Origin of the sequence: Colwellia sp. 5_MG-2023, from assembly GCF_030547795.1 — a bacterium.
Lineage (GTDB): Bacteria > Pseudomonadota > Gammaproteobacteria > Enterobacterales > Alteromonadaceae > Colwellia.
Genome location: NZ_JAUOPW010000009.1, coordinates 64,572 through 81,761, shown reverse-complemented (window position 1 = coordinate 81,761; position 17,190 = coordinate 64,572). Strand labels below are relative to the sequence as shown.

Annotated in this window: 12 protein-coding genes; 5 read left to right on the top strand and 7 right to left on the bottom strand. The window is 36.3% G+C overall.

Annotated features, from left to right (window positions below):
* Positions 1-214: 214 nt before the first annotated feature.
* The 7 genes from Q4496_RS08720 to Q4496_RS08690 form a co-directional block, all read right to left on the bottom strand.
* Positions 215-2,599, bottom strand: coding sequence for a DUF1566 domain-containing protein (locus tag Q4496_RS08720; RefSeq protein ID WP_303610274.1), 2,385 nt, complete (start codon positions 2,597-2,599; stop codon positions 215-217).
* A 239-nt stretch (positions 2,600-2,838) separates the two neighbouring features.
* Positions 2,839-3,630 carry an IclR family transcriptional regulator gene (locus tag Q4496_RS08715; protein WP_215972809.1) on the bottom strand — a complete coding sequence of 264 codons (792 nt, stop codon included), beginning with the start codon at positions 3,628-3,630 and terminating at the stop codon, positions 2,839-2,841.
* 134 nt (positions 3,631-3,764) lie between these two features.
* Positions 3,765-4,112 (bottom strand): L-rhamnose mutarotase, encoded by a 348-nt coding sequence (locus tag Q4496_RS08710; RefSeq protein ID WP_303610273.1) that lies wholly within the window; start codon positions 4,110-4,112, stop codon positions 3,765-3,767.
* Positions 4,113-4,120: 8 nt separating this feature from the next.
* Positions 4,121-5,536 (bottom strand): L-fucose:H+ symporter permease, encoded by a 1,416-nt coding sequence (gene fucP / locus Q4496_RS08705; protein WP_215972807.1) that lies wholly within the window; start codon positions 5,534-5,536, stop codon positions 4,121-4,123.
* A gap of 123 nt (positions 5,537-5,659) precedes the next feature.
* A complete protein-coding gene (locus Q4496_RS08700; protein WP_303610272.1) occupies positions 5,660-7,120 on the bottom strand; it encodes a sulfatase-like hydrolase/transferase in 1,461 nt (486 codons plus the stop codon).
* A gap of 58 nt (positions 7,121-7,178) precedes the next feature.
* Entirely contained in the window at positions 7,179-9,578 is a 2,400-nt protein-coding gene (locus tag Q4496_RS08695) for a PDZ domain-containing protein (protein ID WP_303610271.1), read from the bottom strand.
* 92 nt (positions 9,579-9,670) lie between these two features.
* A complete protein-coding gene (locus Q4496_RS08690; RefSeq protein WP_303610270.1) occupies positions 9,671-12,430 on the bottom strand; it encodes a TonB-dependent receptor in 2,760 nt (919 codons plus the stop codon).
* Between the two features lie 375 nt (positions 12,431-12,805).
* On the opposite strand from Q4496_RS08690, the gene Q4496_RS08685 reads away from it, so the two are divergent.
* The 5 genes from Q4496_RS08685 (at position 12,806) to Q4496_RS08665 (ending at position 17,156) form a co-directional block, all read left to right on the top strand.
* Positions 12,806-13,102: a UxaA family hydrolase gene (locus Q4496_RS08685; RefSeq protein WP_303610269.1), complete on the top strand. Its 297-nt coding sequence runs from the start codon at positions 12,806-12,808 to the stop codon at positions 13,100-13,102.
* Between the two features lies 1 nt (position 13,103).
* Positions 13,104-14,306 (top strand): UxaA family hydrolase, encoded by a 1,203-nt coding sequence (locus Q4496_RS08680; RefSeq protein WP_303610268.1) that lies wholly within the window; start codon positions 13,104-13,106, stop codon positions 14,304-14,306.
* Positions 14,307-14,439: 133 nt separating this feature from the next.
* Positions 14,440-15,486, top strand: a complete 1,047-nt coding sequence (locus tag Q4496_RS08675; RefSeq protein WP_215972801.1) for an aldo/keto reductase — start codon at positions 14,440-14,442, stop codon at positions 15,484-15,486.
* Positions 15,486-16,358, top strand: a complete 873-nt coding sequence (locus Q4496_RS08670) for an amidohydrolase (RefSeq protein ID WP_252727453.1) — start codon at positions 15,486-15,488, stop codon at positions 16,356-16,358. The genes Q4496_RS08675 and Q4496_RS08670 overlap by 1 nt, the downstream gene beginning before the upstream one ends.
* 21 nt (positions 16,359-16,379) lie before the next feature.
* The gene (locus Q4496_RS08665) at positions 16,380-17,156 is read left to right on the top strand and encodes an SDR family NAD(P)-dependent oxidoreductase (RefSeq protein ID WP_303610267.1); all 777 of its coding nucleotides are present in this window, start codon (positions 16,380-16,382) and stop codon (positions 17,154-17,156) included.
* Positions 17,157-17,190: the final 34 nt, after the last annotated feature.

Sequence of the window (17,190 nt, the reverse complement as noted above, 5' to 3'; positions counted from 1 at the left end):
GTGATGAAACGTCTTTATGCTTATTAATTTTATTTGTGAGGGCTTTAAGGTACTAGCCTAAACTTTGCAAACTAGGATAATTCACCTTGCAATACAGCCACAAAAGATGACTGAAATTGCTGCATAGACACGGTTATCATCTTTGTTATCCCCAACATTATCAGTAAAAGGTAGCATAGAAACCGCCGTAATTAGTAAATAAATCAATAATATTTTAATGATCACCTTTCGGTGGTCCGGTTGGTGCTTCATCTGCGCTGATGAAACCATCGTTATTTTTATCAAAATGCTTAAAGCGTTGTTCACCCGCCTTAAACTCTGACAATTCAACCTTATCATCATTATTTTTATCAAAGCGATTAATGAATTTATTGCTACTATTTAGCGATTTTTCTGTGTTTTTCGATATAGAATTGCTTAGTGATGAACTGCTTTGTAATGAACTAGGATTGTTATATTCACTTTTTACTTCTAATAATTCCCCTGTTGCAATACTAACTTCGCCACCACGCACTAAACGTACATAGTTTTCAACGCGAATCATGTCACCTTGTGGACCTCTAGACATTGGCTCGCCCGTTTTCGGATCACTACGCTGCGACCCCGCACCATGAACGTCCATTGTTTTACCTTGCATTTCACCTAAAGCTTTACCAAAAGCAACATAAACAGCACCTGATTCTGGTACAGGGCCATCAAGGTGAGTCGTTGAACTCCAATAGTACGGATAATCTAGCTCACCACCTTCATTTTTAATTGATGAAGCCTTAAATATAGGGTCTATCGCTGCTGAATTTGAGGTTTCTGGTGAACGTGTATAATCAACAATACTTTGTAGCTCTTTAGCATTAGGTAAACGCCAATCATTGTAACCAGCTAACGTTGATTGCTGTGCATATTCCAGTGCCTCTTGCCAGTTTAGTCCTTGCGTACTATCCGCTTGTTGCCACATTAGTGTTGTTGCAGTGTCTGATACCGTACCATCATTATTATCAACAAAACTGTTTTTGCCGTAATCAGTATTAGCTCGTACAAACCTAAAGTACATTTTATTAGCTGCTTTGCTACGTGGGTTATACTTTGGATAACCTTTAATACGGCCATCAACAAAATTAACACCAAAAACCGTATCATCATTTTTCATTGTTTTAGCAACATACTCAGTACTCGACCAGGTTTGCGCGTCTATCTCACGTTCGCCCGAACTTGTATCACCAATAGGTTGAGTAAAGAATCTTGTGTCTATAAAAGGATAAAGCGCTTTTTCGCCTTTCACACTGCCTGAAAATTGAATTAACGAATAAAGCTCTTTAATTGTAGGTATGCGCCAGTCGCTATAGCCACCTAATTTCACTTCATTAACTTTTGTTAACGCTTCCTCAAAAGATAGTTTCTGTCCCATATCTTTTTGCCATACTAAGCTTGTAACATTATCGGTTATAGTGCCGTCATTATTGTCAGTATAAGACGGTGCATTAATGATATAACTTGAATCTTGCCCGAAAAACTTATCATTATCCGCCGGTAATGAAATAATATCATTATTGCTATAAGCAATTCGTTGCCCAGTATCAACAATAGCGTAGCTGCTATCTACTTTAGGCAAATTAGAAGTTGATATTAACGGTGCAGTTGGCACCGAAACAATGCCTGCTTGTATAACCATTAAGTCTTCACCAAAAATTACATTACCACGGTAATTCTTTTGAATTTCTTTTAAACTGGCAACCGTATCAACCGTAGTAGCATTAAAATGGGTATACACTAAATTTTTAACATTCGCTTGCTCTGCCATACTACTTGAGTCGGCTAAATTAAGATGGGCACGCTCTGTTGACTGTTTCCCTTTACCACGAAGACTTTGACTACCATTTTTATTAACTTTATTGCCTTTATTCGTATTACGACGTCCATCTTTCATTACCATACCGCCTGAATCTATAATCATAAAATCGGCATTTTTGGCTAGTGTTGGTAACTCGTCAGAATAAGTAAGATCTCCCGTAATAACAACCGCTTGATCTTGATAGTCAAAACGATAAGCAAGGGTATAAATAGTATGTGGTACCTTCAACGTAGTAACAAGAATATCGCCAATCTTAAAGGATTCCCCACCGGTTAAATCATTCACTTCAAAGGCTTTTACACGCTCTGAAATTTTTCGATTAGTTTTACCTAAGCGGTATGAGATATCCTCTTCATAAAAGTTTAAATTTGACTCGGTAAGCGTAACAGTATTAGGCGGCCCCACAATGTTGAAATCACCTCGCCCTAATAACAAACGGATGAACATAGGTACAAATTCTTCATTATGATCAAGATGATGATGAGTGAACATTAATGCAGAAAGGTTACGGACATCAAAACCTAATTTATTCAAATTAGCCTGTGTGCCGTTTCCCATATCGACTAAAATATGGGTATCACCTGCTGAAATTAACGTACTAGCACTTGCACGGCTTTCATTATAAATCGGCGAACCTGAGCCAATAATGGTCGCGGTAAGTTGCTCAGCAGCATTAACAGGTGGTAAAAAAATAAAAGCGGATAGAAATATCGCAAACCCCGATAGAAGTCGTGTAATGATGGTTTTTTTCATAGTAAACACCCAATATTGCAAGAATATAATGATTTCATATTCTTTAACTTGGGTGACTATACAAAGCTATGCAGTTGTTTTCAGGTAATTTACAAAACTTTACTCAAGCAAATAGCTATCTCCGTTATAAAATTGAAGTTCACACATGAGTACTATTAGTTATCTACTTTTTATCAGCTTAAGCAAAAAGATACTAAAATAAAATTTAATAACTAAATACTCAAAATGATAAATACCGCTTAATAACCTAACAATCGCGACATATCTTCCGCAGTAGCTTTAATTTTTTCATGAGCTGAATCTGAACTAACTAAACGTGAACCATCAAGAAAACCAATAAAAGGTACTACTAGTGCAGCAGCTATTTGACCTGTATCATCAAAAACAGGATAACCAATATCTTCAACACCTTGAGCTTGTGCACTGATAATTTTTTCAAAACCCTGCTCTGCTATTTTTGTCACTATATTGTTTAATGCTTTTTTATTCGGCTTAGGATGACTTTTAGGTATTCTCTTTAGCATCAACTCTCTTCTTTCAGGACTAGAAAATGCAAGTAGCAAATGACCTGAACAGGTATTCATTAAAGGCGCCTCAGCTCCTAACCTAACACTAAAAATACGAGTAGATGGAGAGTCTTGTTGAACAATAACATGCCCTTTACCCTCATAATAAATAACTAAATGACAAGACTGCTCAATAGTATATGAAAGACTTTGCATTAATGGGTTAGCTAAAGACGTTAATCTTTTTATTGGAGGAAAGCGATTAGATAAGCTAAACATTTTTAATGTTAATCTATACCTGTCACTCCCCATTGGCATTTCAATAAAACCGCGTTGCTCTAATACCGCTAACATCCTGAATAATTCGCCTACTGATTTATCGAGTCTGCGAGTAATTTCTGCGATATTAAGACCATCAACTTCATAAGAAAGTAATTCTAATAGATCTAAGCCTTTTTCAAGTGCCGGAGCTGAATAATGTTTCTTGCGTGAGCCAGTTTCTTTAGTGGTATTTTTTTCAGTCATTTGACTTCCATTTCAACAAGGTAGTTGAGTAGCTTAACTGTATTAATTGTAATTATAACTCATAATCAATCAATCAATAAAAAAATTTGTATATATGAAATGAAATTTGTTATTCAAATCACGTAAAGTAAAAACTAATGTTCATCCAAAGAAAAAATTCTATTTACAAGTTTCCACTTACTTTTAGTAGAGTTACCTTGCTCAATTTTCTGAAATTTCTCCATGAGTAACTCCCATTCTTGAACTCGCTCATTACCCAAATCACTCAGTGATTTTTGTTCGAAGCTAAAAGTCTCATCAACATCTAATATCATCATAAGCTGAGTACCCTGCCGATAAATAGCCATGTGCTTAATGCCAGAATCTCTTATGCTTTTAATAACTCCAGGCCATACATTACCTGCTTGATGATAAACCTCATACAACCTAATAAGTTCATCATCATCTTGAAGCTCTAATGTTAAACAATATTGTTTATTCATCGGTGGTTTTACCTCCTAGGTTGATGAATGAAATAGGCTCTATAGCCAAATATAGCGATAACAACAAAACATATCAGAGGCATAATGAATGAAGTTTGAACTGATGGAATAGATTGAATCAAAGGCTCAGCATCAATCAAAGACGCCTGTAACGGTGGCATTAGCGCCCCACCAACTATCGCCATCACTAAACCGGCAGAAGCTAGGCTTGCATCATCGCCCATATTTTGTAGCGCAAGACCATAAATAGTAGGAAACATTAACGACATACACGCGGAAACACCAATTAAGCAATATAAACCAGCAAAACCATTTAAGAAAATCACACCAACAATTAAACTGCTGCCACCAATGGCAAGTAGCATCAATAATTGTGCTGCCTTCATATAGCCAAGAAGGAAAGTACACAAAAATCGACTAACTAAAAATATACTCATGGCGATAATGTTATAGTTTTGTGCTTGTGATGACGTTAAGCCTACAACAGTCATGCCATAGTGAATAATAAAGGTCCAACACATGATTTGCGACCCAACATAAAAAGCTTGAGCAATAACGCCTTCCCTGTATATTTTATTTTTGAATAAACGCGCAAAGGTTGCTTTTAATTCATGCAAGGTTAACGGCGCCTTATGCGACATGGTATTAGGCAATTTATAAAATAAAAAAATAAAAAACAATACGGTAACAATAGTGGCAATGGCCACGTATGGACCTCTAACGGTTACCAAATCTGCAGCTTGCATTGCCTGATGAGCAATGGGGTCATCAACTGAAAAACTCTTTAATGCTTCGGTTAACTTACCATCAACCACCGATGGCAATAAATCATTATATTCTGGGTGAGCGGCTTTCTCTGCTGCTCTAAACTCTTCAACTTGTAACTTATTGAGGATTAGTGTCGAAGCAACAAACATTCCTGTTAACGAACCTATAGGATTAAATGCTTGTGCTAAATTTAAACGTTTAGTTGCCGTATCTGGATGTCCCATAGATAACACATAAGGGTTTGCTGTTGTTTCAAGTAAGGCCAAGCCACAAGTTAAAATACAAAGCGCTGCGAGAAAAAAGTTAAACTCCATATACATACTCGCAGGAATAAACAATATTGCCCCTGCAGCATATAGTACAAGCCCCAATAGAATTCCAGCTTTATACGAGTAGTTTCGGATAAAAATAGCCGCAGGAATAGCCATAATCCCATAACCTAAATAGAAGGCAAATTGCACCATACTGCTTTGCGTGTTTGATATGAGAAAAATGTCTTTAAACGCTTTAACTAAAGGGTTCGTAACATCATTTGCAAATCCCCAAAGCGGAAATAAAGCAGTAATCATTAAAAATGGAATTAACATCCCAGGTGCGACAAGCGAGTGTTTAGTGTCTGATTCAGCTAATACTTCAGAACTCGTATGTTTACTCATATAATTTTCCTTCAATGTAAATATTCAAATAATAAAGAATTAACGCACTTCATTAGCTTGAGGAATAAGGATCATCTCTAGCTTTAATACAAAATTAATCTGACATGATTCCTTTCTAGCTTGTTAATGATATTCTGTATACTGAAGCGACCAAGCATCAGTATTAAAGCCAGCTTCACTGTATGATTTCATTGGACTATCAAGATCGACAGGGTCATTGTATTTTGTCATTAATTCCTTAAGCTTACTCTGCATATCTACTAGCTGCTTAGAATACTTGGGATTGGTAGCTATATTAATTAATTCTTCAGGATCATTTTGTAAATCAAAAAGCTGAGTTTCTTTTATCATTGGATAGTAAATATATTTTAAATCATCCGTTCTAACCATGCGTTGAAAATGACGGTAAGCACCATAAATATATTTATTCATTGAATCTTGTTCACCTGTTAATAAAGGAACAAAACTTTGTGCTCGTACAGTGTTAGGAATTTCAATACCTGCTAATTCAGCTGTTGTTGGAAAAATACTATTTAAATAAATACTACCTTTAAGTGTTTTTCCTTTAGTAATTTTTTTTCCCGCAATGATAAATGGGGCACGAACACTATGGTCATATTGATTTTGTTTACCTAATAATCCATGACGACCTACCGCTAAACCATGGTCAGAAGTAAAAACAATAAGGGTATTATCTGCATAAGGTGATGAGTCAAGTGAATCAAGTATCCGACCGATTTGCTCATCCAAATGAGTGATCATTGAATAGTATTCGCCGATAAATTGTTTTGTTTTATCTTTGTCTCTTGGAATGCTGAGTAATTTCTCATCTCTAATCCAAAAATCACCTTGATCTAATTGGTGTTGCTGCTTAAAAGAATTTGGCAACGGTATTGATGCTTTGGAATACATTTCAAGAAATTTTTTTGGTGATTGTCGTGTATCATGAGGCGCTAAAAAAGCGACATACATTAAGAAAGGTTTATCTTGAATTGCTTTATTTTTCTGCAAAAAATTAACAGCTTCATCAGCAATTAATTCACTCGTATGTTTCTTCGATGGGTAGGTTGCAGAAACTCTATTTTCAGAATCATTAATATCTAGCATGACAGCGTTATAATGATCATAAGTCATACCGCCTTCATGAACCGCTTTACCTACACTAAAACTTCGTAGCAATGCGTCTCGCGAGATGTGCCACTTGCCCGTGATAAAAGTTTCATAGCCAGCATTCCTAAATGTTTCTCCCCACAGTGGGTAATCAGGCCTAGCATTAAGAGGGATTTTTCGGTTTTGCATACCTGTTTCAAATAAATTTCGTCCTGTATTAATCATTGCTCTACTTGGAGCACAAACGGCTGGAGACCATGAGCCTTGATTATAGACATGTGTAAACTTTGTCCCTTGGGCAGCTAATTTATCCAAGTTAGGTGTTTTTATTACAGGATTGCCTGCACTACCTAAAGCATCAAAGCTTTGATCGTCGGTTAAAATAAATAATATATTAGGTTTACTATTTTGTGCGTAAGCACTTGACATACTGAAAATTGTTAGTAGTGAAGCGCCAACAAATTTAACTAACATTCTATTGATTACCATGTTTGCCTCTAAATAATTGCTAATAAAAAACTGAAATAAAATATCAATCGAGTAAATTAATAACTAAAAGTTGTTCTTGTTGATTTCTCATAATCACCACCTCTAAGTTACCGCGCCATTTACGCGAACGGTATGAGGTCAACAAATCTTTAATAGTTGTAATTTTATCCATACCACCAAACTCACTATCGATAACACGTAAAATAACATCACCTTTTTTTAATCCGCTTAAATGCGCCTTACCATTAGGAACAATTTCTAGAATAAGCGCTCCTGCAATTTCAGGGATACCTAGAGCTGACTGTTCACCAAGTGTCATTACTGACTTAAAGGTCGCATCAAATAACTCCAAATCGGCTGAGTTAGAGACATCATTAGCATTGAGATATAAATTAGGGAATTCTGGTTTTTCTGCCTTTGCTTTTAACTTTTCACTTGTTACACCAAATTCATCCATAGGAAAGTTAGTAAAACCGACGGTTAGCGCTAGTGAATTTTTACTGACTTGATAATTACCTTTTTCAGGTGCTATAAATTTTGGGTCACCAAATTTTGAATGAGAGTCCAGCCCCAATTTTTGAGCTTTTAGTAAGGCTTGCTCGGTGGTAAAAAAGTTTTTATCGACTTCATTCCCCCAATAGTTATTTAATATTGGCTTGTGGCTTGCTAATACTATGTTGTGGCGGAAAGTATCATCACTGTTCTCAAACCATACATGAGGGTGAAAAGAGTTATTTAAAAGAATATTGTTTTCAACGGTGCGATTAAAGCCTTCACGCAATTTTAAACCGCCACTTAACGCAACATTATTGTAAATTTTATAGTTGGAAGAACCATCATCTAAATCTATATCCCAACCGTGATCACACTGAAAGCGGTTGTTTCTTATTATAATTGGATTAAGTACGTCAGCTTTGTATAAATTAGGATGCTCTTTAACTAATTTATCCATTTCAGCACGTTCTGGATGCCAAAAACGATCTCTGCCCCATGAATTAAATGCACCATGATCTCCGGTTTCTAACACAGTATCGAAAACATCGTTATATTCAATAATATGGCCGCCCCAAGTTCCTTCACTTACATTGATACCTGAGCGTGGTACTCGATAGATCGAGTTATGGCTAACCGTAATATCTGATGACATAGATAGCTGCACGCCAGCAACTTGTTTCTCAACTAAACCAATGTCGTGAATTAAATTATCACTAGCAATTGAATGAGAAGGGTAGTTTTCATTTTTTGGCCCTAGCTTCATATCCATTTTAGTAATATCAACAAACTCATGGTATTCGAAACTAGGGGATCTAACGGCAGAGGCATTACCAACAAAACTAATAGCACTGGCCCCTATATCAAATATCTGATTGCCAGAAATATTAGCATTACGATTATAGTTGCTAACAAAAATGGCATTTCCGCCTAGATTGTTAAATTCATTATTAGAAATATGAATATTTTCTGTACCTTCTAATAATATTGCCCCACCTCTGTAAATAGCCCAATCACTGCGTAAAAGTGGCTCTTTAGTTTTCATAAATGTTTGATTAGTTTGGGTAAACGTTAAACCATGTATATTAATATGTTTTACTGGATTTTTTGAGTTACCGCGTAATTCTATTAAATTATCTAGCTGTGATATTTCAACTCTAGCATTACTTAAGTCTAAATCTGCGGGGGGATAAAAGTATAAGACCGACAAGTTTTGATCGAAATACCATTCACCAGGGGCATCTAACTCTTCAAATATATTCTCTACATAGCGATATTTTTCATGCATTGGTGATTGACGATTATTTTGGAAACCACCTTCAAGGGTCAGCTCACCTTGATTAGTAACCCCTTTGATTAAGTAATGCATTCCACCCCATCGTCCTTCGTGTAGAGCATGAACAAAACCACCTTTAGGATTTTTCCATGTGGCGACACGTTCAGGTGAAATGGCATCTGCAGCATAACCATTAAACACTTGTACCGATGAATCAAAATTAGGAAAGCGTGCGCTAATTTGTTTTTGTCCATTAATGTATAATTGGTCTATTTTATCAACCGAAAGTTGAGCTTTCATCAGTTGGTTATTAGTTTGCCAATTAACATCTAATAATTTTGCAGCGCTCAAGATTACCGTCGCATTTTCATCTGCACGGATGATAAAAGGCTGTTCTTTGGTTCCTGAAAATTCAGGACCCAGAATAATAGGTTTTGTTAAGTAATAGGTGCCAGAAGTTAGTCTTATTTCAACATTCTTTTTCGCTGATAATAATATTTTAGCTTTCGCCAGAGCGTCATCTAAGCTGAAACCATTTTTGTCCTGTTGGCTTTCAGGATAAACAATTAAGCGTTCTGTCGTGCTAATAGAAGAGTTACTTTCCTTTTCTGAACTTTCATTCATTCCTGAGCATGAAAATAAAAAGAGACTAATAAACGATATAAGAATACGCATTGACTACACCTAAGATTAAATTTGGATAATAATTGAAAAAGGAGATAGCTGAACTTGCTATCTCCTGAGCTATATTAAAAGATTAACTCCCTTTAAAATGAAGCCCTAACACCGAGAGTGAAACGACTGCCAACATCTTCTAAACCACGGTTAACACCTAATGAGTTAGTTTGTATTTGAACTTCATTAGTTAAGTTAAGTGCTTCAAAATCAATTGATATATTCTCTGTTACATTGTAACTAGCTGAAAAGTCTAACTGTTTATATTCATTAGTAAATGAACCATCACCAAAATAGTTAGTACCATTGTTTACAAATTTATCTCGGTAGTTATAAGCTAATCTTGCTCCGAAGGTTTCGTTCTCATAATAGGCAACCATGTTATAACTTGTTTCAGATAAACCATCTAAGGTCAATAGTGGACCATTTTCTGCTGTTTGAATTTCATCAGCATGAACCACAGTAAAGTTGGCCATAAAACCAAGACCTTCAACAATAATATCAAGTGGTTGCTGCCAGTTCACTTCAAAACCATACATGTCTGAGCCTTTACCGTTATCTGGCAAAAATCGTGTAAACGTTTCTGTTTTTGAATTACTGCCATCTAAGTTGGTATAAGTTACCTCTTCTTGGTTTGTTGAAGAAACAACAAACGAGTCAATAAATTTAACAAATGGTGAAACGGAAAGCATACCTGCTTCTTCAAAATACCATTCAAAAGACAAATCGAGTTGATCTGCTAAGTAGGCATCTACATTTGGGTTACTTGAGTTAATTGATTTAATGTTTACATTGATCGTTGTCGCTGGAGACAATACCGATAAATCAGGTCTAGACATAACTCGTGCCGCGCCAAATCGAACCATTACATCGTCAGAAACGTCATAGGCTAAGTTAAAGCTTGGCAGTACTTCAGTGTATGAACGGCTAACTGAGCTTTCAGAAGTGTCTACAAAAGTTTGGGCACCACCTTGGTCAAACTTAACTGTTGAAAAGTCAGGAATATTACCACTTGACTCTTGATCAGTTGAAACTACGCGAATACCAAAATTACCATTAAGTCGATCATCAGCACTGGTAAAGCTAAGTTTTGCATAGCCAGAAAATACATTTTCTTTGACATCGATTACGCTTGAACCACCTTCTGTAAGCGTGCCTGCTGCAATTAATTCAGCTAAAGAAACATGCGATAACAATGTATCTACATTAGCAGAAAGCCATTGTGTTGGGTAAGTGGCAGAGCCACCATAACCATCAAAGAAATTACTTGGGCTATACACAGACATATAGTTAGCAGCATTAAAGCTCCCGCCTTCAATACTTGGATCAAATGTTTCACCTAAAAGGCCAGCCAGTGACTCTGAACTTACACCAATATTGCGAAAGCCATTAAATTTTTCTCTTGAGCTATATTTTGCACCGAACTCTAGATTATAAAAAGAAATACTATCTCCCATTTTCCATTCTATACTGTGTTTCACGTCAATTTTAAGATCAATATTCTTATCGCTTATTGGTTGGTCAAGAGCACCATTAAAGCCAAGTGAGCGAAAGCTATTACCGTCTAAAGGATCGTAACCTGAAGCATACGTTAATGTTGGTATACCAGCGTAGTCATCACTAAAGTCATAAGCTGCATTAGCCCGTCCAATGACTTCATGTGAAAGTGACGAACTAACATTTTCAGATTTAGCATAAGCAATTTCCCCCGAAATAAGCCAATCATCACTAAGCTGATAATCAGAGCCTAAAGACACAGAGGTTAAAGTATCGTTTGAATCTGAAGTTCTGGCATTGTTACGGTTATCAACACCAATAACGCCTAAACTCTCAATTAAATCACCTGAAATTTGGCTATCATATACTGAACCACCAGCAACAACGTTAGTCCAACGGAATGAGTTCAACGCTTTAGCGCCAGCAATATCAAATTCTGAATATAAGCCCTCTAACCATATATCTACTTTATCAGATGGACGCCATTGCGCTGTTGCTAAAAAAGTAGTTCGTTCACGATCTTCTTGTGCTTGAGCAAAGTTTGTCGCGTGATCAAATTGATATCGTGAACCATCAATAGTGCCATTTAAATCATAATCCAAACCTTTCGCAGATTCAGAGGCAGGCTCTAGTCCAAAGGCTTCATAAAAATGAGATTCTAATGTCCGTTTATCGTAATGCGCGCCGAGTGTTATACCAAAACTATTATCATCGTTAACATTGGTATATAGCACAGATAAATCAGGTGTTGTTTTGCCTGAATTTTCTTCATAAATACCTTTGACACTTGCAATGAGCGAACTTTTACCTAAATCAAGGGGGCGAGGAGTTTTTACATTAACTGTTCCAGATAGAGCGCCTTCTTCCATGTTTGCAGAAGGTGTTTTATATACTTCTAATGCACTTACAAAATCTGAAGGCAAAATAGTAAAGTCAAAGCTACGACCACCTGTAGCTGATGGTAATGTTCTGCCATTAAATTGAATACGTGTAAATGCTGGGCTTAAGCCCCTGATACTTACATCGTCACCTTCACCTCTATTTCTAGAAATCTGTACGCCACTAATACGCTGCAAAGATTCGGCTAAATTTTGATCTGGAAATTTACCAATATCTTCCGCTGAAATAACATCAGCGACCACATCTAACGAACGTTTAACTTCGGTAGCTTTAGCTATACTACCTCTAATTCCTGTCACAGTTATCTTTTCAATTTCTTCTTTACTCTCTTCAGCAGATGCCTGGAACATAATCGGCATACTGAGCGCAGTAATCGCCATTCCCTTTATTGCTAAATTGACTAACTTCGCAGTCTTGTTATGTGCAAATCTATTAACACCTATTGAACTCTTCATTTTTATCTCCCCGTTATCATTAAGTTAACCTTCTCTTTAAGGAAGGTCTATTTATTTACATTTAGAATTATTTTTTGTATATAAACTAACTATAGACTCACACAATAATTTCATATATGCAAATTAATTTTACACTTAAAAGGTATGTTTTTTTAAATACTACCTATTATCAACATGTTAATTTAAAAAGTAAGTGTAAACATGAACTATTATATTGAATAAAAATTAAAAAAAGTTGACTTGTTTAACATTAAGACTTATGTTTTACACATAAAATAATATTTTATATATAAAAGCTAGTGTATTGGATATATATTTCACCACTGCAATACCTATAAAAATACCTAATTTGAAGTTTTAGAGGATGAAATAGACATGTCAAAATTTGTTTTACTGAATAATGCAGATAATGTTTTTATCTGTTGTCAAGCAGCAAAAGCAGGAGAAAGCGTATGTATTGATAAACTAGAGTACCGCTTAACTACTTCAATAGATGTTGGTCATAAAATAGCTAAGAAAGCGATTAAAAATGGTCAAAAGATAATTCGATACGGTGTTCCTATTGGCTCTGCTATTTCTGATATAGCAAGCGGTGAGCATGTGCATTTGCATAATATGAAAAGTGATTACATTCCTAGCCATACCAGACAATCATTAGTAATTGGAGAGTAATATGAAAGGGTTTCTAAGATCAGATGGCCGTAAAGGTATTCGAAATACTGTCATTGTTGCTTATTTAGTAGAGTGTGCACATCATGTAGCAAAAACTATTGTTAACAAAATAGATCATGATGATGTACAACTTATTGGTTTTCCTGGTTGTTACCCAAATGACTATTCTTTACAGATGATGGAAAAGCTTTGTACACACCCTAATGTAGGTGGTGTAGTACTAATTTCTCTTGGCTGTGAGGGGTTTAATCGTGAGAAACTATTACAAACTATTATTGACAGTAAACGTCCAGTAGAAACCTTAATCATTCAAAAATGTGGTGGAACCAAAACGACTATAGAGTTAGGAATTGAGAAAGGCAGCGCTATATTAAATGAAATAGCAACAGCAGAACGCGCAGAGTTAGCCATTGAAGATTTAGTTATAGGTACAATTTGTGGTGGTTCAGACGGAACTAGCGGAATTAGTGCAAATCCAGCCGTAGGAGCTTGCTTTGATATGCTATTAGCTAAAGGGGCTACTTGTATTTTTGAGGAGACCGGTGAGTTAATTGGTTGTGAACACATTATGGCTGATAGAGCTGAAACACCAGAATTAGGTAAAGCTCTAATCACTTGTGTTGAAAAAGCTGAAAAATACTACACTAAAATGGGCTATGGTAGTTTTGCACCTGGGAACGCTGAAGGTGGATTAACCACCCAAGAAGAAAAATCAATGGGTGCCTATGCAAAATCTGGATCATCAAAGATTAACGGATTGATTAAACCAGGCGAGCTTCCTAATAAGAAAGGTTTATTTCTTATGGATGTGGTACCTGATGGCGATCCAATGTTCGGCTTCCCAAATATATCAGATAATGCTGAAATTGTTGAAATGATTGCCTCTGGCGCTTTATTAATTTTATTTACTACTGGAAGAGGATCTGTAGTTGGCTCGGCCATATCTCCTGTAATAAAAATATGCGCAAATCCTGAAACATATAATAATTTAAGCGAAGATATGGATGTGAATGCAGGATCAATAATTGAAGGTAAATCTACTGTTACTGAAGTAGGGGAAACTATTTTAGATCAAGTGATTAGTGTTGCTAGTGGTAATATGAGTAAGTCAGAACAATTAGGACACAAGGAGTTTATTTTGACTTATAAAGCCTTTAATGACACTGGAAAGCCTATTGCAATAGGCCCATCTTGCCTTAGGTAATGAGGAAGAGTTCATACCATTAATTCGAATAAGCTGAAATTAACTAAAATAATGAAACAGCTAAGATGTAAAACGTAACATTTTTACTAACAATGTAGTTAATGAAAGCGGTACTTAAAAGAAGTAATTACTTATGAATAATATTGACGATAAAAGACAACTCGGTAAAACCTCACTTTACTTATCAACATTGGGCTTTGGCGCTGCTTCAATGGGTAACCTGTATCAACCTGTGTCAGATAAAGAAGCAAAATCCACATTAGATAAAGCTATTAAATTGGGTATGACTTTGTTTGATACTTCACCTCGTTATGGCGCTGGTCTTAGTGAGCGCCGAATAGGAGATGCGTTAAGACCCTTAGCTCATGACCAGTATGTGTTATCAACAAAAGTTGGCCGATTGCTTAAACCTGACGCGAAAGCCGATATCAGTCAATTGCGTCATGGCTTTATTACTCCTATGCCCTTCGATGCCCATTATGATTACTCTTACACCGGCATTATGCGTTCATTTGAAGACAGTCAACAACGTTTAGGTTTAGCTGAAATAGATGTTTTGTTGGTACATGATCTGGGTGCTTATACGCATGGAGATAGTGACAAACGCTACTTTGACCAATTTGAGATTGATGGTTATAAAGCCTTAGATGAGCTAAGAAAACATGGCCATATAAAAGCAGTAGGCTTAGGTGTGAATGAAATTGAAATTTGCGAACGGGTCATGAATATTGGTCAGTTTGACTGCTTTTTGCTAGCGGGAAGATACTCATTATTGGAGCAAGCACCGCTTCAGCAATTTTTTCCACAATGTGAAGCTCATGGCGCGTCAATTATTTTAGGCGGCCCTTATAATTCAGGTATTTTAGCGACGGGGGTCAAAGGTAATAACACGCCTTATTATGATTATGAGCCTGCGCCACAGCATATTATTAATAAAGTTGCCAAAATTGAAGCAGTTTGTCATCAATATCAAGTCACCTTAGCTGCCGCTGCTTTACAATTTCCCTTGGGGCACTCAGTTGTTGCCTCTGTTATTCCTGGGCTAGGTAGTGCTAAACGTGTAGAGCAAACTATCGCGCTATTTAATGAGGTTATCCCTGCAGAGTTTTGGCAAACATTGAAAGATGAAAACTTGCTAGATAAAGACGCACCATTACCCTCCTCAGCCGGTACTGTGTAATGGCTAATTCAAAAATAGACAATAAACCCAATATAGCGCGCGTTGATAGTCATCAACATTTTTGGCAACTATCGCGGGGTGACTATCATTGGCTAACCCCTGAATTGTCGGTACTTTATCAAGATTTTCTACCTGGACAATTGGCTCCTGATCTTGAGCAGCAAAGTATTAATCAAACCATATTAGTACAAGCAGCTGCTACTGAAGAAGAAACACATTTTTTACTTAAAATTGCCGAGAATACAAGGTTTGTAGCAGGCGTGGTTGGTTGGATTGACATGGAAGACGTTAACGCAATAACAACCTTAGAACGTTTGGCTCAGAATCCTTACTTCAAAGGCCTTCGTCCAATGCTACAAGATATTGACGACGTGAATTGGATCTTAAACGATAAGTTTAATCTTATTTTTGAATATATGGCAAAAAAGCAATTAACTTTTGATGCGTTAGTTAACGATGTTCATTTATCAAATATTAAGAGCATTGCCAATAGACATACAACGTTAAAAATTGTGATAGATCATTGCGCTAAGCCAAATTTATCTACGCCACTATCTCGATTTTGGGAAAGACATATAACGAGCATTGCTAGCTGCAAAAATGTCTACATTAAACTGTCGGGCTTATTAACAGAAGCGCCTCATGGGCAAGTTGATGCCAATATTATACAACCCTATGTTGATCACATTATTCAAGAGTTTGGCTCAAACAGAATCATGTGGGGCAGTGATTGGCCGGTACTCAAAGTCAATGGTAACTATGACTCATGGATAGAGTTAACCCAATTATTACTCAGCAAGTATACAGATGAAGATAAACATAAAATTTGGGCAGACAATGCTCGCAAGTTTTATCAATTACCTTCACATTAATTATCAATTTAGGAATTAATTATGACAGTAGAAAATAAAACGAAAGTTGCATTAGTAACTGGAGGTGCAAGTGGTATAGGTAAAAGTATTTGTTTGCGCCTTGCACAAAAAAATATAAAAATATTGGTTGCGGATCTTAATCTTGAAGCCGCTCAGATAACCGTAGAGGAAATCATCAGTGCAGGCGGAAATGCTGAAGCCTATGCTCTTGATGTAGCAAACAATAAAGAAGTATTAGCTTTACTTAAAAAAATTAATGAAGAACACACTATCGATATATTAGTTAATAATGCTGGCATAGCACATATTGGTAATATTGAACACACCAGCGAATCAGACTTAGATCGACTCTACAATATCAATGTTAAAGGCGTTTATAACTGTATATCAGGCACTATCGAGGCAATGAAAGCACAAAAAAGTGGAGTTATTATTAATATGGCATCTGTGGCTGCTTCCGTTGGTATTGCTGACAGATTTGCATATTCAATGACTAAAGGTGCGGTGTTAACTATGACGTATTCTGTTGCTAAAGATTACTTGGCTGATGGTATTCGTTGTAATTGTATATCTCCTGGTCGAGTTCATACCCCTTTTGTAGATAATTTTTTAGAAAATAATTATGCAGATAACAAAGCAGAAATGTTTGAAAAGTTATCAAAAAGTCAGCCTATCGGCCGTATGGGAACTCCTGATGAAATTGCAGGATTAGTCGATTATCTTTGTACAGATGATGCGGCATTCATTACAGGAAGTAATATTCCGATAGATGGCGGCTTTGTCACCTTAAATAATTAAGGTAACAGAACTTACTAAAATTTAACTGAACAAC

Excerpts from the sequence above, each read along its gene's own strand:
- Q4496_RS08665 (WP_303610267.1), top strand. The coding sequence starts at position 16,380 with ATGACAGTAGAAAATAAAACGAAAGTTGCATTAGTAACTGGAGGTGCA.
- Q4496_RS08675 (WP_215972801.1), top strand. The coding sequence starts at position 14,440 with ATGAATAATATTGACGATAAAAGACAACTCGGTAAAACCTCACTTTAC.
- Q4496_RS08670 (WP_252727453.1), top strand. The coding sequence starts at position 15,486 with ATGGCTAATTCAAAAATAGACAATAAACCCAATATAGCGCGCGTTGAT.
- Q4496_RS08700 (WP_303610272.1), bottom strand. The coding sequence starts at position 7,120 with ATGTTAGTTAAATTTGTTGGCGCTTCACTACTAACAATTTTCAGTATG.
- Q4496_RS08720 (WP_303610274.1), bottom strand. The coding sequence starts at position 2,599 with ATGAAAAAAACCATCATTACACGACTTCTATCGGGGTTTGCGATATTT.
- Q4496_RS08680 (WP_303610268.1), top strand. The coding sequence starts at position 13,104 with ATGAAAGGGTTTCTAAGATCAGATGGCCGTAAAGGTATTCGAAATACT.
- Q4496_RS08685 (WP_303610269.1), top strand. The coding sequence starts at position 12,806 with ATGTCAAAATTTGTTTTACTGAATAATGCAGATAATGTTTTTATCTGT.
- fucP (WP_215972807.1), bottom strand. The coding sequence starts at position 5,536 with ATGAGTAAACATACGAGTTCTGAAGTATTAGCTGAATCAGACACTAAA.
- Q4496_RS08710 (WP_303610273.1), bottom strand. The coding sequence starts at position 4,112 with ATGAATAAACAATATTGTTTAACATTAGAGCTTCAAGATGATGATGAA.
- Q4496_RS08690 (WP_303610270.1), bottom strand. The coding sequence starts at position 12,430 with ATGAAGAGTTCAATAGGTGTTAATAGATTTGCACATAACAAGACTGCG.
- Q4496_RS08715 (WP_215972809.1), bottom strand. The coding sequence starts at position 3,630 with ATGACTGAAAAAAATACCACTAAAGAAACTGGCTCACGCAAGAAACAT.
- Q4496_RS08695 (WP_303610271.1), bottom strand. The coding sequence starts at position 9,578 with ATGCGTATTCTTATATCGTTTATTAGTCTCTTTTTATTTTCATGCTCA.